Origin of the sequence: Lacticaseibacillus thailandensis DSM 22698 = JCM 13996 (genome assembly GCF_001312865.1) — a bacterium.
In the GTDB taxonomy this organism is placed as follows: Bacteria; Bacillota; Bacilli; order Lactobacillales; family Lactobacillaceae; genus Lacticaseibacillus; species Lacticaseibacillus thailandensis.
In genome coordinates, this window is record NZ_BBER01000006.1 from 39,608 (window position 1) to 62,762 (window position 23,155).

At 56.1% G+C, this 23,155-nt stretch carries 21 protein-coding genes and 4 pseudogenes; 8 read left to right on the forward strand and 17 right to left on the reverse strand.

From position 1 onward, the window contains the following. Nucleotides 1-124: 124 nt before the first annotated feature. Genes JCM13996_RS08205 through JCM13996_RS10545 form a run of 3 tightly spaced genes read right to left on the reverse strand, consistent with a single transcriptional unit; the run spans nucleotide 125 to nucleotide 3,129 of the window. Nucleotides 125-1,525, reverse strand: coding sequence for a sensor histidine kinase (locus JCM13996_RS08205; protein WP_054750760.1), 1,401 nt, complete (start codon nucleotides 1,523-1,525; stop codon nucleotides 125-127). Continuing rightward, on the reverse strand, nucleotides 1,522-2,211 hold the full coding sequence (locus tag JCM13996_RS08210) for a response regulator transcription factor (protein ID WP_082383896.1): 690 nt from the start codon (nucleotides 2,209-2,211) through the stop codon (nucleotides 1,522-1,524). The genes JCM13996_RS08205 and JCM13996_RS08210 overlap by 4 nt, the downstream gene beginning before the upstream one ends. A gap of 18 nt (nucleotides 2,212-2,229) precedes the next feature. Then, nucleotides 2,230-3,129 (reverse strand): nitroreductase family protein, encoded by a 900-nt coding sequence (locus JCM13996_RS10545; RefSeq protein ID WP_082383897.1) that lies wholly within the window; start codon nucleotides 3,127-3,129, stop codon nucleotides 2,230-2,232. 38 nt (nucleotides 3,130-3,167) lie between these two features. Here JCM13996_RS10545 and JCM13996_RS08220 point away from each other — a divergent pair, with 38 nt between their 5' ends. Continuing rightward, on the forward strand, nucleotides 3,168-5,705 hold the full coding sequence (locus JCM13996_RS08220) for an excinuclease ABC subunit UvrA (protein ID WP_054750762.1): 2,538 nt from the start codon (nucleotides 3,168-3,170) through the stop codon (nucleotides 5,703-5,705). Between the two features lie 39 nt (nucleotides 5,706-5,744). Here JCM13996_RS08220 and JCM13996_RS08225 read toward each other — a convergent pair whose 3' ends face one another. Beyond that, nucleotides 5,745-6,155 carry a hypothetical protein gene (locus JCM13996_RS08225; protein ID WP_054750763.1) on the reverse strand — a complete coding sequence of 137 codons (411 nt, stop codon included), beginning with the start codon at nucleotides 6,153-6,155 and terminating at the stop codon, nucleotides 5,745-5,747. Nucleotides 6,156-6,455: 300 nt separating this feature from the next. Here JCM13996_RS08225 and JCM13996_RS08230 point away from each other — a divergent pair. Next, nucleotides 6,456-7,486, forward strand: a pseudogene (locus JCM13996_RS08230) (zinc-binding alcohol dehydrogenase family protein). 66 nt (nucleotides 7,487-7,552) lie between these two features. On the opposite strand, the gene JCM13996_RS08235 reads toward JCM13996_RS08230, so the two are convergent. The 9 genes and pseudogenes from JCM13996_RS08235 to JCM13996_RS08275 form a co-directional block, all read right to left on the reverse strand. Continuing rightward, nucleotides 7,553-7,789 (reverse strand): hypothetical protein, encoded by a 237-nt coding sequence (locus tag JCM13996_RS08235; protein WP_162205203.1) that lies wholly within the window; start codon nucleotides 7,787-7,789, stop codon nucleotides 7,553-7,555. Nucleotides 7,790-8,060: 271 nt separating this feature from the next. Continuing rightward, the gene (locus JCM13996_RS08245) at nucleotides 8,061-8,420 is read right to left on the reverse strand and encodes an iron-sulfur cluster biosynthesis family protein (protein ID WP_054750766.1); all 360 of its coding nucleotides are present in this window, start codon (nucleotides 8,418-8,420) and stop codon (nucleotides 8,061-8,063) included. Nucleotides 8,421-9,758: 1,338 nt separating this feature from the next. After that, nucleotides 9,759-11,225 (reverse strand): UDP-glucose--hexose-1-phosphate uridylyltransferase, encoded by a 1,467-nt coding sequence (locus JCM13996_RS08250; protein ID WP_054750767.1) that lies wholly within the window; start codon nucleotides 11,223-11,225, stop codon nucleotides 9,759-9,761. 87 nt (nucleotides 11,226-11,312) lie between these two features. Then, nucleotides 11,313-12,484 (reverse strand): annotated as a pseudogene (locus tag JCM13996_RS08255) (galactokinase). Nucleotides 12,485-12,511: 27 nt separating this feature from the next. Then, nucleotides 12,512-12,940 (reverse strand): substrate-binding domain-containing protein, encoded by a 429-nt coding sequence (locus tag JCM13996_RS11920; RefSeq protein ID WP_054750768.1) that lies wholly within the window; start codon nucleotides 12,938-12,940, stop codon nucleotides 12,512-12,514. 422 nt (nucleotides 12,941-13,362) lie between these two features. Continuing rightward, nucleotides 13,363-13,503, reverse strand: a pseudogene (locus tag JCM13996_RS11925) (LacI family DNA-binding transcriptional regulator); the annotation flags it as partial. A gap of 209 nt (nucleotides 13,504-13,712) precedes the next feature. Beyond that, complete coding sequence (gene thiD / locus JCM13996_RS08265) at nucleotides 13,713-14,525, reverse strand: bifunctional hydroxymethylpyrimidine kinase/phosphomethylpyrimidine kinase (protein ID WP_054750769.1); 813 nt, start codon at nucleotides 14,523-14,525, stop codon at nucleotides 13,713-13,715. A gap of 283 nt (nucleotides 14,526-14,808) precedes the next feature. Continuing rightward, a complete protein-coding gene (locus JCM13996_RS08270; protein WP_054750770.1) occupies nucleotides 14,809-15,867 on the reverse strand; it encodes a hypothetical protein in 1,059 nt (352 codons plus the stop codon). Then, nucleotides 15,860-16,525 carry a hypothetical protein gene (locus tag JCM13996_RS08275; RefSeq protein ID WP_054750771.1) on the reverse strand — a complete coding sequence of 222 codons (666 nt, stop codon included), beginning with the start codon at nucleotides 16,523-16,525 and terminating at the stop codon, nucleotides 15,860-15,862. Before JCM13996_RS08275 ends, JCM13996_RS08270 begins: the two co-directional genes overlap by 8 nt. A 572-nt stretch (nucleotides 16,526-17,097) precedes the next feature. On the opposite strand from JCM13996_RS08275, the gene JCM13996_RS11930 reads away from it, so the two are divergent. From JCM13996_RS11930 to JCM13996_RS08295, 6 genes and pseudogenes are all read left to right on the forward strand, one after another. Continuing rightward, a complete protein-coding gene (locus JCM13996_RS11930) occupies nucleotides 17,098-17,568 on the forward strand; it encodes an MFS transporter (protein WP_225353548.1) in 471 nt (156 codons plus the stop codon). Beyond that, nucleotides 17,559-17,885: an MFS transporter gene (locus JCM13996_RS11935; protein WP_225353549.1), complete on the forward strand. Its 327-nt coding sequence runs from the start codon at nucleotides 17,559-17,561 to the stop codon at nucleotides 17,883-17,885. Before JCM13996_RS11930 ends, JCM13996_RS11935 begins: the two co-directional genes overlap by 10 nt. A gap of 7 nt (nucleotides 17,886-17,892) precedes the next feature. Further along, complete coding sequence (locus tag JCM13996_RS11940; RefSeq protein ID WP_263848901.1) at nucleotides 17,893-18,273, forward strand: MFS transporter; 381 nt, start codon at nucleotides 17,893-17,895, stop codon at nucleotides 18,271-18,273. Nucleotides 18,274-18,636: 363 nt separating this feature from the next. Continuing rightward, complete coding sequence (locus JCM13996_RS13290) at nucleotides 18,637-18,915, forward strand: C39 family peptidase (RefSeq protein WP_162205204.1); 279 nt, start codon at nucleotides 18,637-18,639, stop codon at nucleotides 18,913-18,915. Continuing rightward, entirely contained in the window at nucleotides 18,912-19,247 is a 336-nt protein-coding gene (locus tag JCM13996_RS13295; RefSeq protein WP_082383899.1) for a C39 family peptidase, read from the forward strand. Before JCM13996_RS13290 ends, JCM13996_RS13295 begins: the two co-directional genes overlap by 4 nt. 115 nt (nucleotides 19,248-19,362) lie before the next feature. Beyond that, nucleotides 19,363-20,102, forward strand: a pseudogene (locus JCM13996_RS08295) (C39 family peptidase). A gap of 51 nt (nucleotides 20,103-20,153) precedes the next feature. Here the strand turns inward: JCM13996_RS08295 and JCM13996_RS08300 are convergent. From JCM13996_RS08300 to JCM13996_RS08315, 4 genes are all read right to left on the reverse strand, one after another. Continuing rightward, a complete protein-coding gene (locus JCM13996_RS08300) occupies nucleotides 20,154-20,672 on the reverse strand; it encodes a DUF308 domain-containing protein (protein ID WP_054750775.1) in 519 nt (172 codons plus the stop codon). A 46-nt stretch (nucleotides 20,673-20,718) separates the two neighbouring features. Continuing rightward, nucleotides 20,719-20,922, reverse strand: coding sequence for a hypothetical protein (locus tag JCM13996_RS08305; protein ID WP_054750776.1), 204 nt, complete (start codon nucleotides 20,920-20,922; stop codon nucleotides 20,719-20,721). Beyond that, the gene (locus tag JCM13996_RS08310) at nucleotides 20,922-21,587 is read right to left on the reverse strand and encodes an NAD(P)H-dependent oxidoreductase (protein ID WP_056969700.1); all 666 of its coding nucleotides are present in this window, start codon (nucleotides 21,585-21,587) and stop codon (nucleotides 20,922-20,924) included. Before JCM13996_RS08310 ends, JCM13996_RS08305 begins: the two co-directional genes overlap by 1 nt. Nucleotides 21,588-21,736: 149 nt before the next feature. Next, nucleotides 21,737-23,155, reverse strand: a 1,419-nt coding sequence (locus tag JCM13996_RS08315; protein ID WP_156321927.1) for a mucin-binding protein, incomplete at its 5' end; no start/stop codon positions are given.

The following is a 23,155-nucleotide window of genomic DNA, read 5'->3' on the forward strand; positions in this document are numbered from 1 at the left end:
ATAGCGGTTACGGTAACCACCGTGAGTGGCGAGCCCCAAACACTCCCACACCTTACGCAACCACGCAAAAGGGGCCGATCATGATCAGCAATAATGCTGGCCATGACCGGCCCCATTTATTTGGTTAATTTGATGCCTGTGCGCCCGGTAACGTCACCACAAAGCGCGTTCCACGCGGCAAATTATCTGCAATGGTCACCTGACCACCATTCAGTTCCACCAACCGCTGCACAATGGCCAACCCCAGTCCGGTGCCCGCCACTTGCTTGGAGCGCGAGGAATCCACCCGGTAGAAGCGGTCAAACACCTTGGGCTTTTCGTTAGCCGGAATGCCGATGCCGTGGTCGCTCACCGTGAGCATGACTCTGGCAGCCACTACGGCCAAACCAACCGTAATGGTGCTACGCTCCGGGGAATATTTCTGCGCGTTCATCACCAATGCGGACAATATCTGTTCCACGCTATCGGCATTCGCACACGCCACGGCACGCAGGGGCAACTGCACATTAATAGTCTGACTAACCTGGGCTTGTAGTTGCGCCACCACCTTCTGCACCAACGGACACAAATCAACCGCCGTGCGTGCCAATTCCGCCTGGTCCATCCGCGACAGTTGCAACAAGCTCACAATTAAGTGTTGCATCTTCAACGACTCATCGTCAATGGCGACGAGTGAATCGGGAATGATCTCCGGGTGGTCCCGCCCATGGCGCCGAATCAGCGCCACGTGTCCGCGAATACCCGCGATGGGCGTCCGTAATTCGTGCGAAGCGTCCGAGACAAACTGCCGGTTCCGCAATACTTGTTGGTTGAGTGACCGTAACAGGCGGTTGAACTCCAGGCTCAGGTTATGCACTTCATCAGGGGCGTCCGGCACCGGCAGCGTTTCCTGATAATTCGGTTGGTCAGTGTTGACGATATTCTGAGCCGCCGTGGTCAAATCCAGTAGCGGTTGGTTGAGGCGCCGCGCCAAAATGTAAATGACGGGAATTCCCAGAACCAAGCCCAAAATGGTGATTCCCACAATGGTCAAAAAGATGGTCCGAAACAGTCGCAACACGTTGTTCAGGCTCACCCAGATTTCGTAGTGGACGTGCTCCTTGTCCCGATGGCTCCACGATGACGCCCGGTAGTAGACCCCCACTTTGCTTTGGTACCGAATATTAATGTTCTTCAGTAAGCGCGCACTACGCCAGTCATCCCGCAAAAAGCGCCGGGCGTGGCGGGAATAGAACGTCCGTACATGTTTATTGCCACGGTACGCGCGCACCCGCACAAAAGTCATGCTGGTATTGAGTGAACTGGTGCGCGTCCAGTAGTCCCAGTCCGGCTTATCGTCGGCGGCAAAGGAGCGCTTCAACGCCGTCATGGTGTTGGCGGTGTTCTCGTAGCGACTGCGCACAATGTTCAGACCCACGATTGAGATTGTCGCCACCCCGACAATAACCATTAGCAACACTAGTAAGGTCGCGTAGGCGCGCGCCATCCGACCGGAACTGGTCGTGGGCCGCGCATGTAACCTCATCGGGTCACCTCACTGGGCAACGTGTAACCCACACCGCGAATCGTCTGGATGCGGGGGATGCCCGCAAACTCCTTTAACTTGGTGCGCAGGTAACGAATGTACACGTCCACGATGTTCACCTGACCGGTAAACTCGGGTCCCCACACTTCATCCAATAACTCGTCACGCGTGAGGGTCTCGCCTACTTTGCGCATCAACTCAGCCAGTAACGCGGCTTCACGCTGGGTCAACTGCACGGTGTCGGCACCCACCGTGGCTTGGCGTGACTTCACGTCCAGCATGAGCGCACCCACCTGGAGTTGTTGCTTGACCCCCTGGCGGTCTTCCCGGCGCAAAATAACCCGCACGCGGGCCAGTAACTCCTCAATTTCAAAGGGCTTAGTGATGTAGTCATCCGCACCGTTGTCGAGTCCGGCCACGCGGTCACCCACGTAATCACGGGCGGTCATCATGATGATGGGCACGTCACTAACTTTGCGAATTCGGCGCATGACCTCCAAGCCGTCGAGCCCCGGTAACATCCAGTCCAAAATAATCAGGTCAATGCCGCACCGATCCGCGTTGAAGGTGTCCCAGGCACCCAGGCCATCCGTGGCAACGACCACCTGGTACCCCTCAAACTGTAATTCAGGCCGCAAAAAGGTGATCATGCTGTCCTCATCATCCACCAATAAAATCTTCTTCAAGTTAGTGCCCCCAGATAGCTACCAATTTAGCCCGTATTTTGTTTCATGTTTCATCATAACGATTTCAACGGCCAAACTCATCATCCCGGAGGTGGAACCAGGTATTCTCAACCTAAATTTTAGTTTTGCTGGGGGCAATGCATAGCTAAGCACCGTAACTATTAGCTTGGGCAACCTACTGCGGCAACTCAAAGCCCTGGGCCCGTAAAATGGTGCCAATCTCGTCGCGATGGTGCAGACTGTCGACCAAGTGATGCTGCATGTACTGGGTGTACGTGTTGTCCTTCGCGTTAGTCGCCCGGGCGGCGTAGTACTTTTTGATAGTGTTATCATAGTCACGTAACACGCTCGTATCCGCCTGCGGGTAGCATTAATGCCCACCACGGCTGTCCGTGGCCACCGGGGTTTGAGCCCGGGCGTTGCGGCTGGCACCCCGACTTTTAGTCCCAGTAACGGGAAGGTGTAGCGCAGCAGGTGTAACAGGTCGATCATTCGCTGGGGATCGTTCAGGACGCTCCCCAGGTAGACGGTCCCCAAACCGCTACGCTCAGCCGCAGCGACCACGTTCTGGGCGGCCAGGGTCGCGTCAAACACGCCACCAAGCAAGGCATCCCAGTTGGTCAGCTGGTGCAGATCCCCATGGGCGCTTTGCACCAAGCGCACGTTCCGGGCTTGGTCCAACACAAAGATGTAGAGTTGGCCCGGGCCCTCCACGTACTGGTAGGTTGTGACCTGCGCGATTGCGTGCTGCAGTTGCGGGTCGGTCACCCGGATCAAGCTGAATTGTTGCATGAACTTGCTGGTCGCCGTGGCTTGGGCCACCGCCTCCAGAGTCTGCAATTGCTCCTCAGTCAGGGCCACGTCCGCAAACTGCCGAATGGAGCGGTGTTGCAAAGCGGCATCATCGATTTTTAGCATGATTAACTCACTCTCTTTCTATAGAAGAAGGTTTATGTATGCATCATAACACGATTCCACAAAACATTATGGTGCGGGGGGCGCACGTGAATAACCTCAAGCACATCGACGTTGATATTCCCCTCCACCAACTGGTAGCCGTTACTGGTCGCAGTGGCTCCGGCAAGTCGTCGTTGGCGATGGGGGTACTTTATGCGGAGGGGATGCGTCGGTACGTGAGCGCCCTCTCCACTTATACCCGGCGCCGGTTGGGCCAAACCAGCCGGGCCGCAGTAGATACTATTGAACATATTCCCAGTGCCATTGCGTTGCGACAGCGACCCGTAGTGCCCGGCATCCGCTCGACCGTCGGCACCACCACCGAAGCGCTGAACGTCATTCGGTTGATGTTCTCCCGCTTAGGCTCACCACGCTGCCCCAATGGTCACCAAATCCCGCCGACGCTCGACATTGCGCACAGTATGGACCGGCCCAATGATGGTGAAAGCCACATGGGCGAGATCATTTGTCCAGAATGTGGTGTGCACTTCCAGGCCTACTCCGCGGAAGACTTTGCCTTTAACTCCGCGGGCGCGTGCCCAACCTGTGGCGGGACCGGCCAAGCAAAAACGTTGGCGACCAACCGCCTCATTCCGGACCCCACTAAAACCATTCGTGAAGGCGCCGTGGCTTCCTGGCGGTTACCAGGCCGGAACTTCATGCACATCGTGGCCGAGCAAATTGGCATCAATATTGACACGCCGTTCCAGGACCTGCCCCCAGAACAACAGAACATGGTGTGGCACGGGCCACGGAAAAAGTACGCCATCAACATCCCCAGCAAGACGGGTAAAATTTTTCACATGGATAACGCGCAGTTTGAAAACGCGTTTAACGCCGTGGAGGACAGCATGGCTACCACGACCAACGAACGCGCCATTGCCCGCCTGAACCGCTTCTATGAATTTGGCACCTGCCCTACCTGCCACGGCACGCGGTTTAAGCCGGCACTGTTAACCCAGCAACTTGCCGGTAAAAACATCGCGGAAGTTAGTGACCTGACGCTCACCGAACTCCACGACTTTATCCCCCAGGTCTACACTTGGTTGCCCGCGGACATGCAGGATCTGGCCCACGACATCATTAGTGAACTCGACCAAATCATGCGGTCGCTCGACGAACTCGGGCTGGGCTACCTGACGTTGGCCCGTGCCGGCGCCTCCCTATCGACGGGTGAGCTGCAACGCATTCAGTTATCACGCACGTTACGTACCAAGACCACCGGTGTCCTCTACGTCCTGGATGAACCGTCCATTGGGTTGCATCCTGCGAACGTCCAAGGCCTGATTGACGTCATGCGCAGTCTGGTTACGCAGGGCAACTCGGTGGTTGTTGTTGACCACGACACGGCAATTATCGAAGCTGCCGATACCGTCCTCGAAATTGGTCCCGGGGCCGGTGCTAGTGGTGGTCACCTGATCAACCAGGGCACGCCAGCAACCGTCGCGGCGGCATCATCCTCACTGATCGGACCGTTTTTGAACGGCACCGCCCAGCTGGTGGTTCGGCCCACAGCGACCGCTACCACCCAGCCGGCGACCAAGCGGTTCGGCCTCACGGTGACGGACCGGTTCAACCTCCACAACGTCCACGCAGATTTCCCGGTCAACCAATTCTCGGTCGTCAGCGGCTTTTCGGGCGCCGGCAAATCCACGCTGGTGTTTGACGCCCTCGTGCCCGCCTTGACGGCCACGAAGCACCACCCAGCTCCCAGCTTCGTGCGGGACCTGCAACGCGGTGGTCTCCGGCGGGTGGTGGCCATTGACGCTACGCCCGTGGGCAAAAACATTCGCTCCACGGTTGCTACCTACACCAACGTTCTCGATAACCTGCGCGCGCTCTTTGCTTCCCAGCCTGAGGCGCAACGTCGCGGGTACACCGCCAGCAACTTTTCATATAACGTCAAAGCTGGTGCTTGCCCGACCTGTGGCGGGACGGGGGTCATCAGCCTTGATATCCAGTACCTGCCAGACATGCAACAGACTTGCCCGACCTGTGGCGGCCGGCGGTTCAACCCGGATGTGCTCACGGTTCGGTGGCAGGGCAACACGATTGCCGACCTGCTCGACTTGTCCGTGGACGACGCCATGACGACGCTGGCTGACATTCCCGCGATTGCCAAGACGCTCCAAACACTGCACGATATGGGCCTGGGCTACCTCCACCTTGGTGAAAGTACCCCAACCCTGTCTGGTGGTGAAGCCCAGCGGCTCAAACTGACCGCACATATGGGCCGGAGCCAAAAGGGTACCCTCTTCGTCTTTGATGAACCGTCAGTCGGCCTCCACCCACTGGACGTCCAGGTCCTGCTGGGCGTCTTCCAACGGCTACTCGACCAGGGTGGCACCGTGCTGGCCATCGAACACGACCTCGACGTCCTGGCCAACGCGGACTACATCCTCGACTTAGGGCCAGGTGGCGGCAGCGAGGGCGGACACATCGTCGCTAGCGGGACGCCTGCCCAAGTAGCCGCGAGTCACAAAGGCCATACCAGCCACTACCTGGCCGCCCACCGCCAGCATTTCGGCGTACAATAAAAGGCGTCCCGTACAGGACGCCCCAGTTAGGAAAAGCATTTACTTAATTTCTTCAAATTCACTCTTAGTTGCAACCGGCTTGAGGCTCCAGGCGGCGAACAAAGCCAAGATAGCAATGACCAACGTGCCGTAGCCCAGGAACTTCCATTCCCAGGTGATACCGATCATGTAAACATGAGCCAACACGAGGAGGACAGTGCCGCCGATCCAATCAACAAAGAAGCGAACACCACGGGTACGGGCGCGACCATCCAAAACGGTGAGAATCATGATGCTAAAGGTGAAGACAATCCCAAAGCTGATGGTGCTCCACCGTTCCATGAACGACGTGGGGGTGGTGGCGTACCAGCAACCAACGATAACGATGGCGGCAACAATCACCATGGCGATGACGATGCCCCACCCACTCTTTTTCCGACTTTTGGCTACATGTGCTGCGTGTTTACTCATAATTTCACCTCGCTAAGGCAAAGTGTACCAAAGATTGCCCCCCGCCGCACTAGTCAGACGGGAGTTGTAACATGTTCTAAATAATTTTGGGGCGGAGCCAGGCGCATAAAAAGTGGAGCGTAACTTACTTCGACAGTGCGGGCCAGGCTTGGCTTCGGTGCCGAAGTGGGCTACGCGGAACTTTTTGCCTTGTGTAGCTCGACGAGCAGCGCGAAACCTCGCGGGTAAAAGCGTTAGCATAAGGTGCTTTGACCTAATGGCCCGCGCAGCTCACCAATTCATCTCAAGGAGGATTCCATCATGACTAACAACTACGGCATCGGCTTTTACGCCGGCTACCACTGAGCGACCCAGACGCACTGCAGCAAGTGTCCCTACCGACCCCGACCCCGGGGCTGCAAGACCTCATTGTTGAAGTGCACGCGGTTAGCGTCAACCCAATTGACACCAAATTACGCCCCACCGTCTCTGAGTCCGACACCCCCACCATTCAAGGATATGACGCCACCGGGGTCGTTACCGCCGTGGGTGGTCAGGTCACCAACTTTCAGCCGGGCGACCGCGTCCTGTACGCTGGTACCACCACTCGGCCCGGGGCCAACCAACACCTCCAGGCTGTAGATAGTCGCATCGTGGCCCCAGCACCGGCGGGACCAACGGACGCCGAGCTCGCCGCTTTGCCCCTCGTGGGTTTGACGGCCTGGGAACTCCTCTTTGAACGGATGGGCTTTACCCCAGCCGCTGGAGCCAACGCCGGGCAAACTTTGCTCATCATTAACGGGGCCGGCGGCGTGGGCTCCATTATGTCCCAGCTGGCCCACTGGTCGGGTCTAACGGTCATCGCGACGGCGAGTCCCAGCCACTTTGAGTGGTTAGCACAACACCACGTTGACGTACCGATCGACTACCACGATAACCTCATCGCGAGCGTACAGCAGGCGGGTTACTCCCAGGTCAACGGTGTGGCAATCCTGCACCAAACCGAGCCCTACATTGTCGCTGCTAGCAAGTTAGTTGCACCGCTCGGCCACGTGGGCGCCCTGGTTACCCCCACCGCACCACTGGACGTAACGTTGCTCAAACCCAAAGCGGCCAGCCTCGACTTTGAGTACATGTTTACCAAAACGGACCACCAGGTTGCCCTCACCACGCAGGGAGCGATTTTGTCGCGTTTGGTTGCGCTATTAGCAGCAGGCAACATCACCAGTGACGTGGCGCTGAGCCTCAGTCCCATTACCGTAGACAACTTGCGGCAAGCCACCGCGGCGGTCGAAACCGGACACATGGCGGGCAAAGCCGTGGTCAGTGGTGGCTTTCCACCCGAGAATTAGGCTACACAAAAGGAGCTGCTGAAACGCACCACGCGTGCATTCCAACAGCTCCTTTTTTTATGGACCTTAAAATTCAGTTTCTACCAACTGCTTAGGCCGGATCAAGCACGGGGTGTCCGCACTGCCAGCATGGAACCCCTGCTCTTTGAGTAACCGGTTCAGGTGGGCATCGTGGCCTACTGCCACGATATTTTCAACCTGGCGGAAGTAATCAATCATTTCTTCCAGTAAGTGGGCGTCAACGCCGTCTTCCTGGTATTCGGGTAGCACTACCAGTTGGTCCAACAGTAGCACTGTGTGCATGTCAGATACGCCACGCACCATCCCACCAGGCGGCCGTCATCCCGCGCAGTCATAACCGTGGAATTGGCCAGACCCTCAGCAAGATTGGCCGCATTGTCAGCCTCTGCTTGCCAGCCGGCGCCACCATAAAGTGCCTTAATTTCATGGATATTCAACCCACGTTCAAACATATACTCAACCATCAAAACGGCCTCCGAAATTATTAGTCGTCATGATTCTACCGCACAAGCACACAAAGTCCACCCTAATTAATATTTTCATTAGAAAAAAATCATTTACGTTCATTGGTCACAAAGTCGATAAAGTGGACATCATCGTCGAGCACACCCACGTCTCCATGCAGGGACCAGCTACCGTCGCTACTATTACTGTGTAGCGACAGGTGCGGGTCAAGGTAATCGGTCGAATACCCCTTCACCAATACAGGACCGAGGTTGCTGTCCACGGTGGTATCGTAATCACTCAGGTCTGCGTCAGGCGGCACAATGTTGACGGTAAACTGGGTCTGCATGTGCATCATCGCGTGCTGGGAATACGGCCCGACCCCATCCTCAAAGGTGAGGAGCAAGTGGTTATCGCCCAACCGTGACTGGATAAACTTACTCGTTGCTTCATCAAAACGCATGTCCATCATTATCACCTCACGCACAGAATAACGGAAAGCGATTGCAAAAGCAACACTTATAGTCAACCCACAGAAGAAGTTGCGCGTCTTTACTTTCTTTTAAATTGTAAGTAAGAGTTTGGTCACAATTTCTTCACAATTAGACTTTAGTATAAAAACATCGAGATGAGGCAAAACCCATCCCGATACCCAACCCAACTTTTTTTTCATTTTACTCCTCCAAAGTAAAATAGTTGGTCGGTTTACCCGCCGGCCAACAGACCCTTACTCCATGGACTGTCGGCTCAACCCCCGGCAGTCTTTTTTTTGCGCAGGCTCTTAGCGCTCCGCGCTTAGAGCCTGCCACTCGGAGGCTGCGCGCCAGCTCAGCCGAGAGACTGTGGCCCGATACCAATCGGCAGTCAGAACGAGTACCGTGACAGTGCAAAACTAACTACTCTTTAGGGTGTACTCGCTGCTACTCGGAGGCTGCGCGTCAGCTCAGCCACGAGACAGTAGCCCGATACCGATCGGCAGTCAGAACGAGTACCGTAACAGTGCAAAACTAACTACCCTTTAGGGCGTACTCGCTGCCACTCGGAGGCTGCGCGTCAGCTCAGCCGAGAGACTGTGGTCCGATACTGATTAGCAGCCAGAACGAGATCGTTAGTGGGTCAGTCACGTGTAAAAACACAACATGACGAATTGCAACTGCCTTCCACTAGCCTCCTGTGTCGTCATCATTCTTTGCACCCTACGCCCTTTATCCCAAATTAGCAATGAAACTAACGCAAAATCTTCACATTTACCGACTATTATATTTTTTTTGTAGAGATGAGGAACCCAGAACCTCATCTACTACCTCTTCTTCATAACTGTGGGATTCCCAGATCCCACACCTCCCTCATTTGAGGCCCCGCCTTCGCGACGGGGCTTATTTTTTTTGAGCAACGAGTAGCCCTTTAGGGCGTACTCGTCGCCACTCGGAGGCTGCGCGGAGCTCAGCCGAGAGACTGCAGCCCGATAGCTGTCCGCAGTCAGAACGAACATACTAACAAATTACAACTAGCTTGCTTTAGCACTTACTCTCTGCCACTCGGAGGCTGCGCGCCAGCTCAGCCGAGAGACCGTAACCCGATACATATCGATTGTCGAACGAACATAGAAACAATTATAACTAGCCAGCTATAACACTCACTCCCTGCCACTCCCAGCCTCAGCACCCGCCGATCCAAGCACCCATGACCACGACCCCTTTGCTGACCCTATCAAAGCCAAAAGACGGACTAGCAACCATCCCCAAAGGGAACAACGGTTGCTAGTCCGTCTTTCAATCTACCGGCGACAAACACGTCATCATTCACTTCACAGCGTCGCAATAAAGCGCCCAAACGCGGCGTGTCCCGCCGCATCACGCTTGAATACACCGGCATCGGCCAGAACCCGGGCAAAGACGTGACCTACAGCTTGCTGTAACTGCGTCTGCGCGTTGGCCGCAGTCCAAGTAAACTGCGTCCGCAACTGATCAGCCCATGGCTTATGCATCGCGGCCATCTGGTTAGGCTGGCCCAGCAGGTACTTACGGACTTCCGCCAGTTCTGGTAATAACCGTGCCGGCAGGATGGCCAGCCCCATCACCTCAATGAGGCCGATGTTTTCCTTCTTAATGTGCTGAACGTCCTGATGTGGGTGAAAGATGCCATCCGGATACTGTGCTGAGGTTTGGTTATCCCGCAACACGATATCTAACTGGTAATCATCCCCGACACGCCGTGCAATCGGCGTCACGGTGTGGTGGCGTGTACCGTCTGCACCGACGGCCCGTACATCTACCGCGTCATCGGTGTAGTCTGCCCACGCCGCGCGGATATGCTCGGCCGCAGCCGCCAACTGGGTCCGCTCACTGGACGTCAACCGGATAACACTCATCGGCCACTTAACGACCGCCGCCTGGACGTCCGGAAAAGCCCCTAGCGTAAACGGTTGGTCGGTGGTCGCGACCGCCATCGGCATCGTGTGCCGGCCGCCCTGATAGTGCTCGTGTGCCAGCATTGATCCCCCCACAATGGGCAGGTCGGCGTTGGACCCGGCAAAGTAGTGCGGTAACCACGTCACGATGTCCAACAAGTTGGTAAATGTTTGGGCGCCAATATGCATGGGTTCGTGCACAGCATCCAGAAAAATAGCGTGCTCGTTAAAGTATGCGTACGGCGAGTACTGGAACCCCCAGGTGTGACCACCCAGGTTGAACCGAACCACCCGATGGTTAGCCCGCGCCGGAAAATCAGCCCGACCCGCGTAACCCTCGTTTTCCAGGCATAACTGGCAGGCCGGATAGCCATTACGTTGCTGGTGCGCCGCCGCCGCGATGTCCTTGGGATCCTTCTCCGGCTTCGACAGGTTAATGGTAATTTCGAGGTCGCCAAACTCGGTCGGAGTTTTGAAGGCCACGTTGCGCGCAATCGCTCGGGTCTGGATGTAATTGTTAGCACGGGATAGCCGGTAGAACCAGTCCGTCGCCGCCTGGGGTGAGTGCTGGTATTCCGCCCAAAACCGCGCGTTAGTTGCACTCGGTGTGGGCGTAGCCAAGTCCATTAATTGGGCTGCCACGATGGCGCGGGCCGACTGCGTATCCGTCACTACCTGATTGGTGACCCCCGCAGCCACCAGCCGGTCAAGGTTGGTGAGCGGGGCATCTGCCCCCGCTACGTCCGCCGCGGCATCACCCACCAACGCCAGGATCCGGTTGGTCAAATATACCCGGTCCATGGGCGTATACTGCGTGTTCGTTGCTAAAACGTAATCAATGTGTCGGTCAACTGCAGTCGTCATTGTATCCTCCCCGTCGTATTGCTCCAGGCGCGCAAAGTCGCCACCGGCAATGCGCCGCGTCCGTTCTTACTCGTCACGCACTCTGGCTCACTTATCCGCGAGTTTGTGGGCCCCGTCAGCCACTTCGGCGACGTAAAAGTCGGCATCATAACCGACCACCTCACGGTAACGCTGCCCAACCGCGGCCTGCACGGCAGCCACTGCATCTTTGGCCACGATGGCAATAGCGCAACCCCCAAAACCGGCCCCCGTCATCCGGGCACCGAGCACACCAGGTTGCTGGAGCGCGGTAGTGACCAAGGTATCCAGCTCGAGGCCGGTCACTTCAAAGTCGTACGCCAGACTGACCCCGGAAGCGGAGACCAAGCGACTAAACGTAGCCAAATCTCCGGCCTGTAGGGCCTTCGTGGCACGCAAAGTCCGCTGGTTTTCCACCACCGCGTGGCGCGCCCGCCGAATCAGGGTGTCATCATAAATCAAGTAACTGTATTCATCGAAGGTGTCACCATCAAGGTCGCCCAACGTCTTAATGTCCAGTTGCTTTTGCAACCGTGCCAAGCCTCCTCGCACTCACTGCGCCGCTCGTTGTACTTGGAGTCCGTCAGCTCCCGCCGCTTGTTGGTGTTCATGATCAAGATCACGTTATCCTGCAGGTCCAACGGCACCGACGCGTATTGTAACGTGTTGGTGTCCAGGAACACCGCGTGGTTGGCCTCACCCATTTCCACGGCAAACTGGTCCATGATGCCCGAGTTAACGCCGATATAGTTATTTTCCACTAGCTGACCCATCTTCACCAGCTCGACGCGGGAGAAGTGCAAGTCAAAGGTATCCTGCAAAATCGTCCCCATCAACATCTCCAACGAAGCGGATGACGACAACCCCGCCGCGTTTGGCAAGTTACCGTATATGTAAATATCCAACCCGTGGTCAAACTTGGCCCCGTGGGCTACCAGCTCGCGGGCCATACCCTTGGCGTAGTCGGTCCACCGCCCGTCTTTGGGTGTGTCCAGCTGAGCTAGTGGCACCGTCAGTACGCCCTGGTCCGCAAAGTTAGCGGAGTATAACCGCAGCGCCTGCTGGTCGTTAGTACCAACCGCAGCGTACGTACCCAAACTAATGGCACAAGGAAAGACGTGCCCGCCATTGAAGTCGGTATATTCACCAATTAGGTTAATACGGCCCGGCGCGAAGAACATGGCGTCCGCGGCATGACCAAATTGCTGTGTGAAGCCACTCGTAAGTGTTGCTGTATCCATGATGTCATCCTCCATAAATGTTCGTCATCAACTTTGTCGTTCAACCAACGTACTGGCCAACGTGGTGCGCGTGGGGGTGCGCACCTGCCCGGTAATCAGCGCGTGCAATTGCTGCACACCCACCTGTCCCAGCTCCTGCGTGGCGACGTGCACCGTACTCAACGCCGGCGTGAGGTAACGACCAATGGCGAGATCGTCAAAGCCCACGATGGTCACGTCTTGGGGAACCCGGAGGCCCGCCTCCTGTAAGGCTTTGATAGCCCCAATCGCCATGGTGTCGTTAGCCACAAAGAAAGCACTGGGCAGCTGGGCGCGCGGGGTGGTCTGCACCAACTGCCGCATCGTGGCGTACCCGCTTTCGGTCGTAAACTCACCGACCGCGACCAGCGGCTCGGTGCCGCCGGCGGCCACCACGTTGCTGGTAAATAGTTGCGGCCGCGGGTCGTGCAGGGCCACATGTCGGTAGTATATTCTTGACCCGCAAGCATGCCGATACGTGTGTGCCCCACCGCCACCAAGCGTTGTGCCAGCGCGGTAATGGGGCCCGCAAAGTCGGGCACCACGCAAGCAATTTCCCGCGTCAACACGTCTTGATCAACCACCACTAACGGTAGCCCCAGCGCCCGAAATGTCGTCAACTGGTCGTCGCTATACTTACCGACAGCCACCATCCCCACTAGGGCACGCCCATGAGGCAGCGCGTCACCGGGAAACACCCGTAACAGTTGGTACCCTAGTTGGGCGAGCTGGCTCTCCACGCCCCAACGGATCGATCGGTAGTACAAGTCACCATCCTCCTGGGCTTCCGTATACCACAGCATTTCGGCCACCGTACCGCGATGGACACCTTGGTGCCGCTGGTGTTTGGTGTAGTTCAGCGCTTCAGCGGCGGCAAAGATGCGCTGCCGGGTGTCCGCACCCACTGACAGGGTAGTATCTCCACTCAGTACCCGGGACACGGTCGCAACCGACACGTCCGCCCGGGTCGCAATATCCTTCAACGTTGCGATGACCCTCACCTCCTGCTGACAAGTTCAATGTAACTGGTTACAGGTAAAATGTAAACCCTTTCTTTACTAAAAATGGTAAATTTTTACTACATGTGTCGTCCCCTTCCACTGGTTCATCCTCAACAGCACTGTGGACCTAGATAACGGGACCAAAAAAAGCCTGCACCAACACTGGCGCAGACTTTCTACTATTATCTATCGTGTCCATTGCAATGAAACTAGAAGGCCGGATCGTTCGCCCAGTGGTTGATGGGCCCAAACTTATGACCCACCGCAATTTCGTGGCCAATTGCGTTCGTCACGAACGCACGGGCGATACGAATCGCACTCTCCACGTCCGTACCCTTAGCCAGTTCCGCGGCAATCACCGCACTGACCGTATCGCCGGTCCCGTTACGCCGATCCGTATCGAAGAACTGGGCGGGCAACCAGAAGGTCTTGCCGTCTTCCAGCAGCACAAAGTCATCAACCGTAGTTTGGTCACCACCGACACGTTCACCCTTGAGCAAGATGTTCTTGGCCCCCATTTGCTGCAGCTCATGCGCCGCCTGTTCGATGTCAGCTTTGCTCGTCAGCTTACGGCCGACCAGGTGCTCCGCCTCGTAAAAGTTCGGCGTCATCACGTCAGCTAGCGGAATCAGCCGGGACTTTAACGTCGCCAAGGCATCCGCTTCTAGCAGCAAGTTGCCGTGCTTGGTCACAATGACCGGATCCAACACTAGCTTGCCAAAGTCATACTTTTCCCAGTTATCCGCAACGGTGTTGATCAAGTCAGCATCTGCTAACATCCCGGTCTTAGCTGCGCGCACGTGTAAATCATCCGCCAGATCCTTGAATTCGTTACTAATAAATTTAAGTGGCATCGTGACACTATCGTGGATCCCGTACGAATTACCAGCCACCGCGGCGGTCAAGACCACCGTACCGTATACGCCACGCATGAAGAAACTGTGCAGGTCCGCCTCGATTCCCGCGGAACCATCACTGTCGGATCCACCAATTACCATTACCTGAGGATACTCATTTGCCATTGTGCACAAACCTCCTAGACATTAATCAAGATATCTCGTTACTTGGTTGGTGATTATTACTTACCGCCAACGTCCAGCGGGTAGACCGTCGCGTCCTCCACATTGCGGGTGCCAAACGAGTAAGACGCTGCGTCAATGTCGGCTTGGTCTGCTCACCTGGCCGCTTCCCCTCAAACAAAAACGGCAGGACTTACGTCGATAATACGCCGCCCTGCCGTGAAAAGATAGTCATGTTCTGCTGAAACAGGATGAAATCCGCTCATCCTGGCGTTAACAACCGTGCTTAGTTAAACGCGGGCCGCTTGGGGAGCACACCCCGCAACCAGGTGCCCAAGAACGGGTAGTTGTGTACTAACTCTAGCACCTGCACCGTGGCGTCCGGGTAGCCCAGCGAGATGTTGCCCTGCTCAGCATCGACCGTCACCGTCAAATCGTTGTGGTCGGGAAGGGCTAAGACGTACTGGCCTTCCCGGTCGGTTTCGCGCATCAAGACCGCGTTGTTCGCGGCCGTGACGAACAGTTCGTCCAGTGCTGGCACGTTCTGATCACTGTGGACGTTAACCGACAGGGTCAAGTTACTGCCCACCAGCTCGTCGGGAATCGTCGTGGATTCCCAGGCCAAGCCGTTGCCTGGCTCAGAGGCCGCACCCAGGTCCATCCAGTCATGGCCCTCGTCGTCGTACACGTGGAAACTGGCAACCGGGTCATCGGTTTCCACAAACAGCCGCACGTTGCCCGGCTCCGTGATCGTCGCGCTGTTGGTCAGCGGGGCGGCATTGTCGAACTTGGTGCCAAAGGTGAGGCCCGCCACCGGCTGCAAAACCGTCTCATCCACGCCACGGAACCGGTACCCCGTGGCGTACAAGGCTTTCGTCAACGCACTGAGCGCCTTCAGTTCGGCCTCAGTGTAATCAACTTTGGGGCCATCCTGTGCTGTGATCTGCAACAACGTTGGTAGATCCGTCGCCTGGAGGTAACCGTCCGTACTCAGCGGGTTCACGATGCTGAGCAACTCGTGGTTGTCGCCCTTGTTCGCCAAAAAGGCGGTGATAGTTGAGTGTTCCGCATCGTCGGCACTAGTTTTAAGCCAGAACCGATCCATGAACTCGGTTTCGTGGAGTCCCTCCGTTGCGTTAAACGACTGTACCAGCTTGTTTGCCAGTAACTCAGTGAACTCGTGGAGCAGGTTAGTCTGCGCCGTCACGTTGGCCGACCACACGTCGCTATTGGAGAAATCATTGACGCGTTCCTCGTACTTCAAAGTGATTCGGGTCCGAGCCTGTGCTGCCTCCATCTGCGTAGTGATGATCTCAATGGTTTCCTTATCGTTCAGGTTAAGCATTGTGCTGGCCCCCTTCATCAGCTTTCAGTGCCTGCATGTAGTCATCCGCCATGCTGGTTAGGACGTTGGCAAAGTCGGCCACCGTGTCGTACTCCTTCGTCACTGCTTGGTATTCATAGTTGGTCACAGCCGCGGCCACCTGTAACTGCCGCTTCTGGGAATCGAACGCCTTGTCCGCTGCCGCTTTGGCCTGGTCAAACTGCCGACGGATACGGTTAATGTCGAGCCCATTGCCGCGCCGTTGTGGCTGACGCGCGGGACGGACCGGTTGTTCCTCCGGGGCATCCCCATCCGGTTCATCGGGATCGATAAAGTTGCGCAGTAGTCCTCGCAACCCGCTACCATTATTAGCACTACTGCTAGCGGCGTTGCTGGCGACCCGGCCGCCCGTGCTGGCTTCACTGTCGCCGGCCTGATCGGCTTCCAGTGTTTCCAGCTGGTTATGCAGATCCGTGGCCTGCTGGTACACGTTACGGCGCATATCTTCTAGCTGGTCATCCAGGTAGGTCGCCTGGTGGTCAGCAAAGTCGTACAACTGTGGCATGATGGCGCGCTGGTCATCCGTTTGGTGCAAAATCGTGCGGTTAATGACGTCCAACCGCCCAAATTGACGCCGGTGATACCAGTCACCAAAGAAGACGCGGCCGTCGTCGGTCACATCAAAAAAATGGGATGTGGTCCCGTAACCAGCTAACTAGGTGTTGTTGCAGGAACGTCATCAACTCCTGCTCAGCCTGCTTGTCGTACGCCAATATGTATCCGGGAACGTCGTGTGGGTCTAGTCGCAGATTCGCGGCCGTGTTATCAATACCCTGATAAATACGGTACGTGGACTGGTCCGCCCACGCAGCGGCAAAGTGCTCGAAAAAAATCTTGTTGGTATTTGAGGCTCGTTTCTACTGACATGTTTTTATACCCCATTATTCTTATTGTTCTAATAACACCATTTTACCGCAACTCCACGTGATGACAAGCACAAACTGCCCGTAACGACGCGGACTTGCCCCCGCTCACCCAATGTTGAATCACGGTCACGTCACCGACCACCAGGAGGGTTGTCATTTAATTCCGCCTGGACACGGAGCAAGAACCGCCACCCACCTAAACGGCAGGACGAAATGAGTAAACTGCCCATGGGTTGCCCATCATTTGCTCATCCGGGTAGCCAAATCGCTAAACGGACATATATACTAGCCTACGGAATGGTTATGTAGAAGGGAAGTGGCGGTAGTGTCAACTCAACGCGAACTTAAACTAAAGTGGTTATTTCTGGGTTACTTGATCACCAACACGGGGGCCAGCTTTATTTGGCCATTAACTACTATCTATATGCACCAATACTTAGGCGAAACGCTCACCACTGCCGGTATCGTCCTCTTCTTTAACTCCATGGCCCAAGTGGTGGGCAACATCATCGGTGGCCGCATGTTCGACCGCTGGCGGGAAGACCGCACCATGCTGATTGGGGTAATTCTGGTCACCACCGCTACGGGGCTCCTCGTCCCGTTTCACGCCTGGCCAGCCTACCCGATTTTCCTCGTCATCAGTGGGTTTGGCAGTGGCATCGTGATGACGGCTATCAACGGCTTTGCCACCCGCATTCAAAACCATACGTCCAGCTACGTCTTTAACGTTCTGTACTTCACCAGTAATCTGGGCCTGGTGTTTGGCACCCTGCGGTCGGTTTCGTATTGCCACTAGGAATCACCATCGTTTTTGCCCTCGCATTCGCCATGTACCTGCTACTGTTCGTCATTTGGTTCAGCGAGTATCGTGGGCTCGCGCAGCCACGGCACGCCGTTCCTGGCGCCAGTGCCAAGGCGCGCGTCCACCTGGCCCTGCCAGTGATCACCGTCCTGACGACGCTGGTCATCGTGTGGCTCTTCTACGAGCAGTGGAACAGTAACATCTCGGCGTACATGTTGGGCATGGGCCTCAAGGTGCGTGACTATAGCTTCCTGTGGACCATTAATGCCGTCCTGATCGTGACCTTTCAGCCTGTCCTCACCTTTTTTTGACGATTGGTTGTCACGGCACCTTAACGGTCGCATCTACAGCGGCATCGCCCTACTGGCGGTCAGCTTCCCGCTGCTGATCGTTGCGCACCACTACGGCATGTTCGTCGCGTCGATGACCATCCTCACTTTGGGGGAGATTACGGCGCTACCAGCCATCTCGACCTACGTGGACCGCTTTGCCCCTGAAACCCAGAAGGGCCGCTACCAGGGCTTTGTCCAGGGCTGTGCTGCCAGTGGCCGTGCCCTCGGCCCACTGGTCGGCGCAATTATTATTGATGGTAGTTCGTACCGCGTGCTGTTTGTCGCAGCGACGGTCGTCATTACGATTGTGGCTTGCATCCATGCCGTAATCAACCGGACGTGGCGGCAACCCAGTCAAGCCGACTAGCTAGTCGTCCTCTGGTGGCGGCATGACTGGCTAATAGTAACCAATTTGATCAACGGATTCTTGGGCCCGTGACCATCCTGCAAGCTGGCTGGTCACGGGCCCATTTAGCGTGTGCGTAGATAAATTTATTCGGTGGGCATCCCCCCGACGGCACCCACTATATTGCTGACTAACTAAATGTAAAGACTTTATAATTTTCCGCCACGTGCACCTGCATGCACCCCGATAATGCGTTACCTTGACGTTAGAAATAAAGTAAGGGACGGGAGACCCATGAAGAAGATTTTACACGGCATGATCATCCTGGGAGTCGTTATTCTGGCGGTATTTGGTGCGTATAAACTGGACGTTTATCAGTGATTGGTGAACGCTGGCATCGTGCCGGTACAGGAACACGTGCGCATGGATGTGCCCTTGATTCGCAAAGGTACGGCACCATCCTTAGCCAATGGCAGCGAAGTCACCGCGTTGGCCATGCTACTCCAATATTATGGTTACCACGAAACCAAAAACACGTTGGCCGCGAACGTGCCGCGGGTCCCGTGGCTCTTTGCTGACGGGGACCATGGCAACCCGAACGTTGGGTTTGTCGGCTCCGTGTCTGGGGATAGTTATGGCCTGGGTGCTATCACCACCCTATGATGCGGTTAGCCCGGCAATACACCAGCCACGCGGTCGACATGTCCGGAAGCAGCTTTGACCAGGTTATCCGGGTGCTGGCCACGGGCCACCCGGTGTGGACGATTACCACAACCTCCTTTGCTCCCGTTCACGATTGGCAACGGTGGACGACCCCGCAAGGACACATTAAGGTTACCTACTCCATGAATAGTGTGGTCATCACCGGTTACGACCGCACCCAGAAACTGATCTACGTTAATGACCCGTATGGGCATAAGGACAAAGCCGTCAGTTGGGACAAGTTCCAGGCCGCATACAACCAGATGGGTCAGCAGGCTATTTATATTAAATAACGTGATAGCACGTATGACAATCATCCATTTTAACAATTTTTCAACGCGTTCGTGGTCCCCCGGGCGCGTTTTTGTGCTAGGCTGGGTACTAGCTTACTAAAAATGAGGCATTTTCATGAAACATCCCGTTCGTCTGCTGGTAACAGCCATCATCGTCTTGCTGGCCGTTGCTGGCGTCCTTGTGGTACACCAGTATACTAGCCACGATAATAATAACAGCTCACCAACGCACAAAGTTAGCACCACACCGCTCAAACGGCACGTTAAATATAACGTACCGTTGATTGACCAGATGGATTCCCCCACTTTGTATAACGGTTGTGAAGTCACCTCGTTAGCAATGCTACTTCAGTACTACGGTCACAACGTCACCAAGAACGACCTGGCCAACGCCATTAAGACGGTACCGCTCACGTATGACAACGGCGAACACGGTAACCCCAACGTCGGTTTTGTCGGCTCCGTTAGCGGCGACACGCCTGGGCTCGGCGTGTACCACGGGCCCATTGCCAAGCTTGCACGGAAGTATACCCACCACGTCACCGATATCTCCGGCAGCAAGTTTAGTGCCGTCATCCGCGCACTGTCGACGGGCCACCCCGTGTGGACGATTACTACCGCTACCTTTGCCAAAGTCGAGGACTTCCAGAAATGGCACACGCCGCAAGGCACCATCAAGGTCACCTATTCGCAGCATAGCGTCGTTATCACCGGCTACAACCGGGCCAAAAAGCTGATCTACATCAACAACCCGTACGGGCAAAAGAATCAGCCGTGAACTGGCACGACTTTGCCGCCGCGTATAAACAGATGGGGCGCCAAGCCATCTACATCAACCAAACTAAAACCAAATAGGTAAACAAAAATGACGACCCGTTGCACGCGGATCGTCATTTTTGTTGGTTGCTAGTGTTGGCGGGAACGAAACCAGTCCGCGCACTCGAGTAGCGCCATCACGATGAGGTAAGCACCGAAAAACCGGAAGGCCAACATCGCCGTACCAAACGGGTTAAGCAGTAGCACCGCCCCCGCAATGATAATCAGCACACCATAAGTTACCGACGGCCACGCCGGCACGTTAACGTACTGACGGTCAGCCGTAGCCACGCGAATTTTGTAGATGCCAAACAGAATCAACAGTACCCCCAGGAAGAAGGGGAGAATACTGATTAAAATCGTCGCTAGCCCCTCAGCCAGCAGCGACAGCACAATGAGAATCACCCCACCATACAGGCTACCTCCACGGTGGCGTAGCGCCATCACGAGCTGGTACACCCCGAGGACCAACAGTAACAAGCCAATCACAGCCACGCTACTGTTGAAGACCAGGTGGGGCGCAATCGCAATGACCAACCCCAAAACCAGCATGACAATTGCCGCGCTGATGCTGGGCCCCATGCCCTGTCCACGTGAACTACTTTGCATTTGTGTACCTCCCTTAGCCGACGATTATTAATTTACTAATATAATTCTACCATTGTTCGTGATCCCAGGTACGGCCATCGACCTCACCGCGCGCCATGGTCAACGCGTGGTCCTGTTGGCGAACAAAGTTGGCGCACGCCCGCCAAAACAGTTGATCAGGGTAACGCTGCGCCCGTTGTGCCTGTTGTTGTGTGCGTTCAAGTAGCCACGCGGTGCGTTCCGCCTGGGCTTGTGCTTCCACGTCATCCATCAGTCGTCATCTCCTCGCCGTAAATCACCCACGACTCCCCGTAACTGAGCGAGCTCATCATCCCGGTCAGTCAGCTCCGTGGCCGTCAGCTCATCGCCCAACGCCCGAGCCCGCTGAGCAAACCACGCGGCCAGTTCCGCGGGTGCCCCAGGATGGGGCATGCTGAGTAGCTGGCGGTACTGGATGTACGTTTGGGCGCGCGCAGCGTCGCTTTGATGCGCAAAGTCATTGATGTACAGTGCGGGTAACGGCACCATCGCAGCTTTGCGCGCCAACGACCAAAATGGCACCATCAACTGGTCAAGCGTAACGTTTTCGCTCCCACCGACCCGAAATGCGGCGCTGGGATGGCCAGTCGTCACGACCAACCCTAGCGCCTTACCGCGCAACTCGCCGGCCCGGGCCGCACTAACTTGGTGGTCGGTCCATTCGTCATCCAGCCAGGCCCACAGACTTGCCGGAGCACCGTACCAGTACAACGGAAATTGAAAGATGATACGGTCGGCTGCCTGTACGCGCGACCACAGTTGGTGGCGTGCCGCTGGTTCCAGGCCATCAAGATGCACCCACTCAGTGTGTGGTTCCAATGCAGCCGTGGCGCGCAAAAATGCCTGGCTCGTACTGCCATCAATGTCTGGATGGCTCACGATAATTAATGTTTGCATTGCGGCACCCCCATCGTCTTTGTCAGCCATATTGTAGCATTTGTCCGCCTACAGGCTCCAGCACGCCGGAATCGGAGCGCAAGAAAGCACCGCTGTGCGCGGCCCAATTAGGTTGCTCACAACGGTGCTCTTTGCGTGTATACACGCTATTATTCGTCATCGCGACGCTTCTTGTAGCCGACCAATCCTAGTAACATACCCAGAATAGTCAGACCCAGGGAGGCCATGGTTGACTCGTGTTCATCACTGGTTTGCGGTAGTGTCCGCCCCGTTCCTGGTAATTTGTGTCCGGCGGTAGCGGTATTACCGTCACCAACAGGAGTCGTACTGCCAATTGGCGTGGTGTCCCGCGTCGTGGTCGTTGCGTGACGCACGTGCACGTAACTGTGTGCCGTGGTGGACCCGCCGGTACTTGGCAACCGGTGCGGTGCGGTCGCTACACCGGTACTTGGCCTGTGGTTAGACGTGGTAACTGCCCCACCAGTGCTTGGTAGGCGGTGCGGCGTGCTGGTTGTACCGCCAGTTTCTGGGAGCCGACTAGCCGCTGCATGGTACACCACAATCACCGTGGTATTAGCGGCAGCGCCCGTAAACGTCAGCGCCGGAACCAGTGTGCGGTCAGGAGTCATACCAGCGACACTTGGCACCTGCACAGCGTCGAAACCGTTGTAACCTACTGCTACCCAGGCGCCATACGCTACTTGTGGATTATCCGGCTGACTGAAATCAACCGTTGCGGTCCGCTGGTAGCTAATGGTTTCGACCACATCCGGTGCGACCGTCCGACCAGCACCATCAACAAAGTGCACGGTCCGCGTGGCAACTTTCTCCAGGTCGCTATCAGTCAAGCCACTCGGGTAGTGCGGACTATCCGGATTACTTGGATTGAGTAGGTCACTAGGGGTCTTCGGGTTGTCGACCGTGACCTCCTGATCCGTTGGGTAGTAGGTGACCACCAGACTGACAGGGAATGGGCCCTCGTCGGTCATAGCGTCTACCGTTGTCCGGTCAGGCGTCAGGCCTGGTACTGTCGGACTAGTAACGGCAGCAAAGTTGCCGTTGCCACTTGCTGGTGTCCATTCACCATAAGTGACTATACCAGTACTCAAATCAACATCGGCCGTGCGAGTGAAGTCTACAGACTGTACCTTGTTAGGTGCGACCGTCTGTCCCGTTGCGTTCACGTAACGGATGGTTTCCGTTGCTGTCCGGTTCAAATCGTTGGTGTCCAGTCCTGCTGGATACTTTGGACTTTGATCGTTATCCGGATCAACCGGGGCACCTGGCTTTTGCGGGACAACTTCCGTTGGGTCGCTACCAGCTGGTACCTGCGGGTTGACCGTAATTACCGTCGGGTAATAGTAAACCGTTAACGTCACATCGGCAGCGGTGTCATCAACTAGTGCTGGCACTTCCGTTTGGTCTGGCGTTAAGCCTGCTTTCGTCGCTGCTGGTACCGCCGCAAACGTATCGCTACCATCAGCTGTCCAAGCACCATAGGTAACAGTGCCATTAGCTACATCAACTTTGGCTATACGGTGGTACGTGATCGTCGCCGTCTTGCTTGG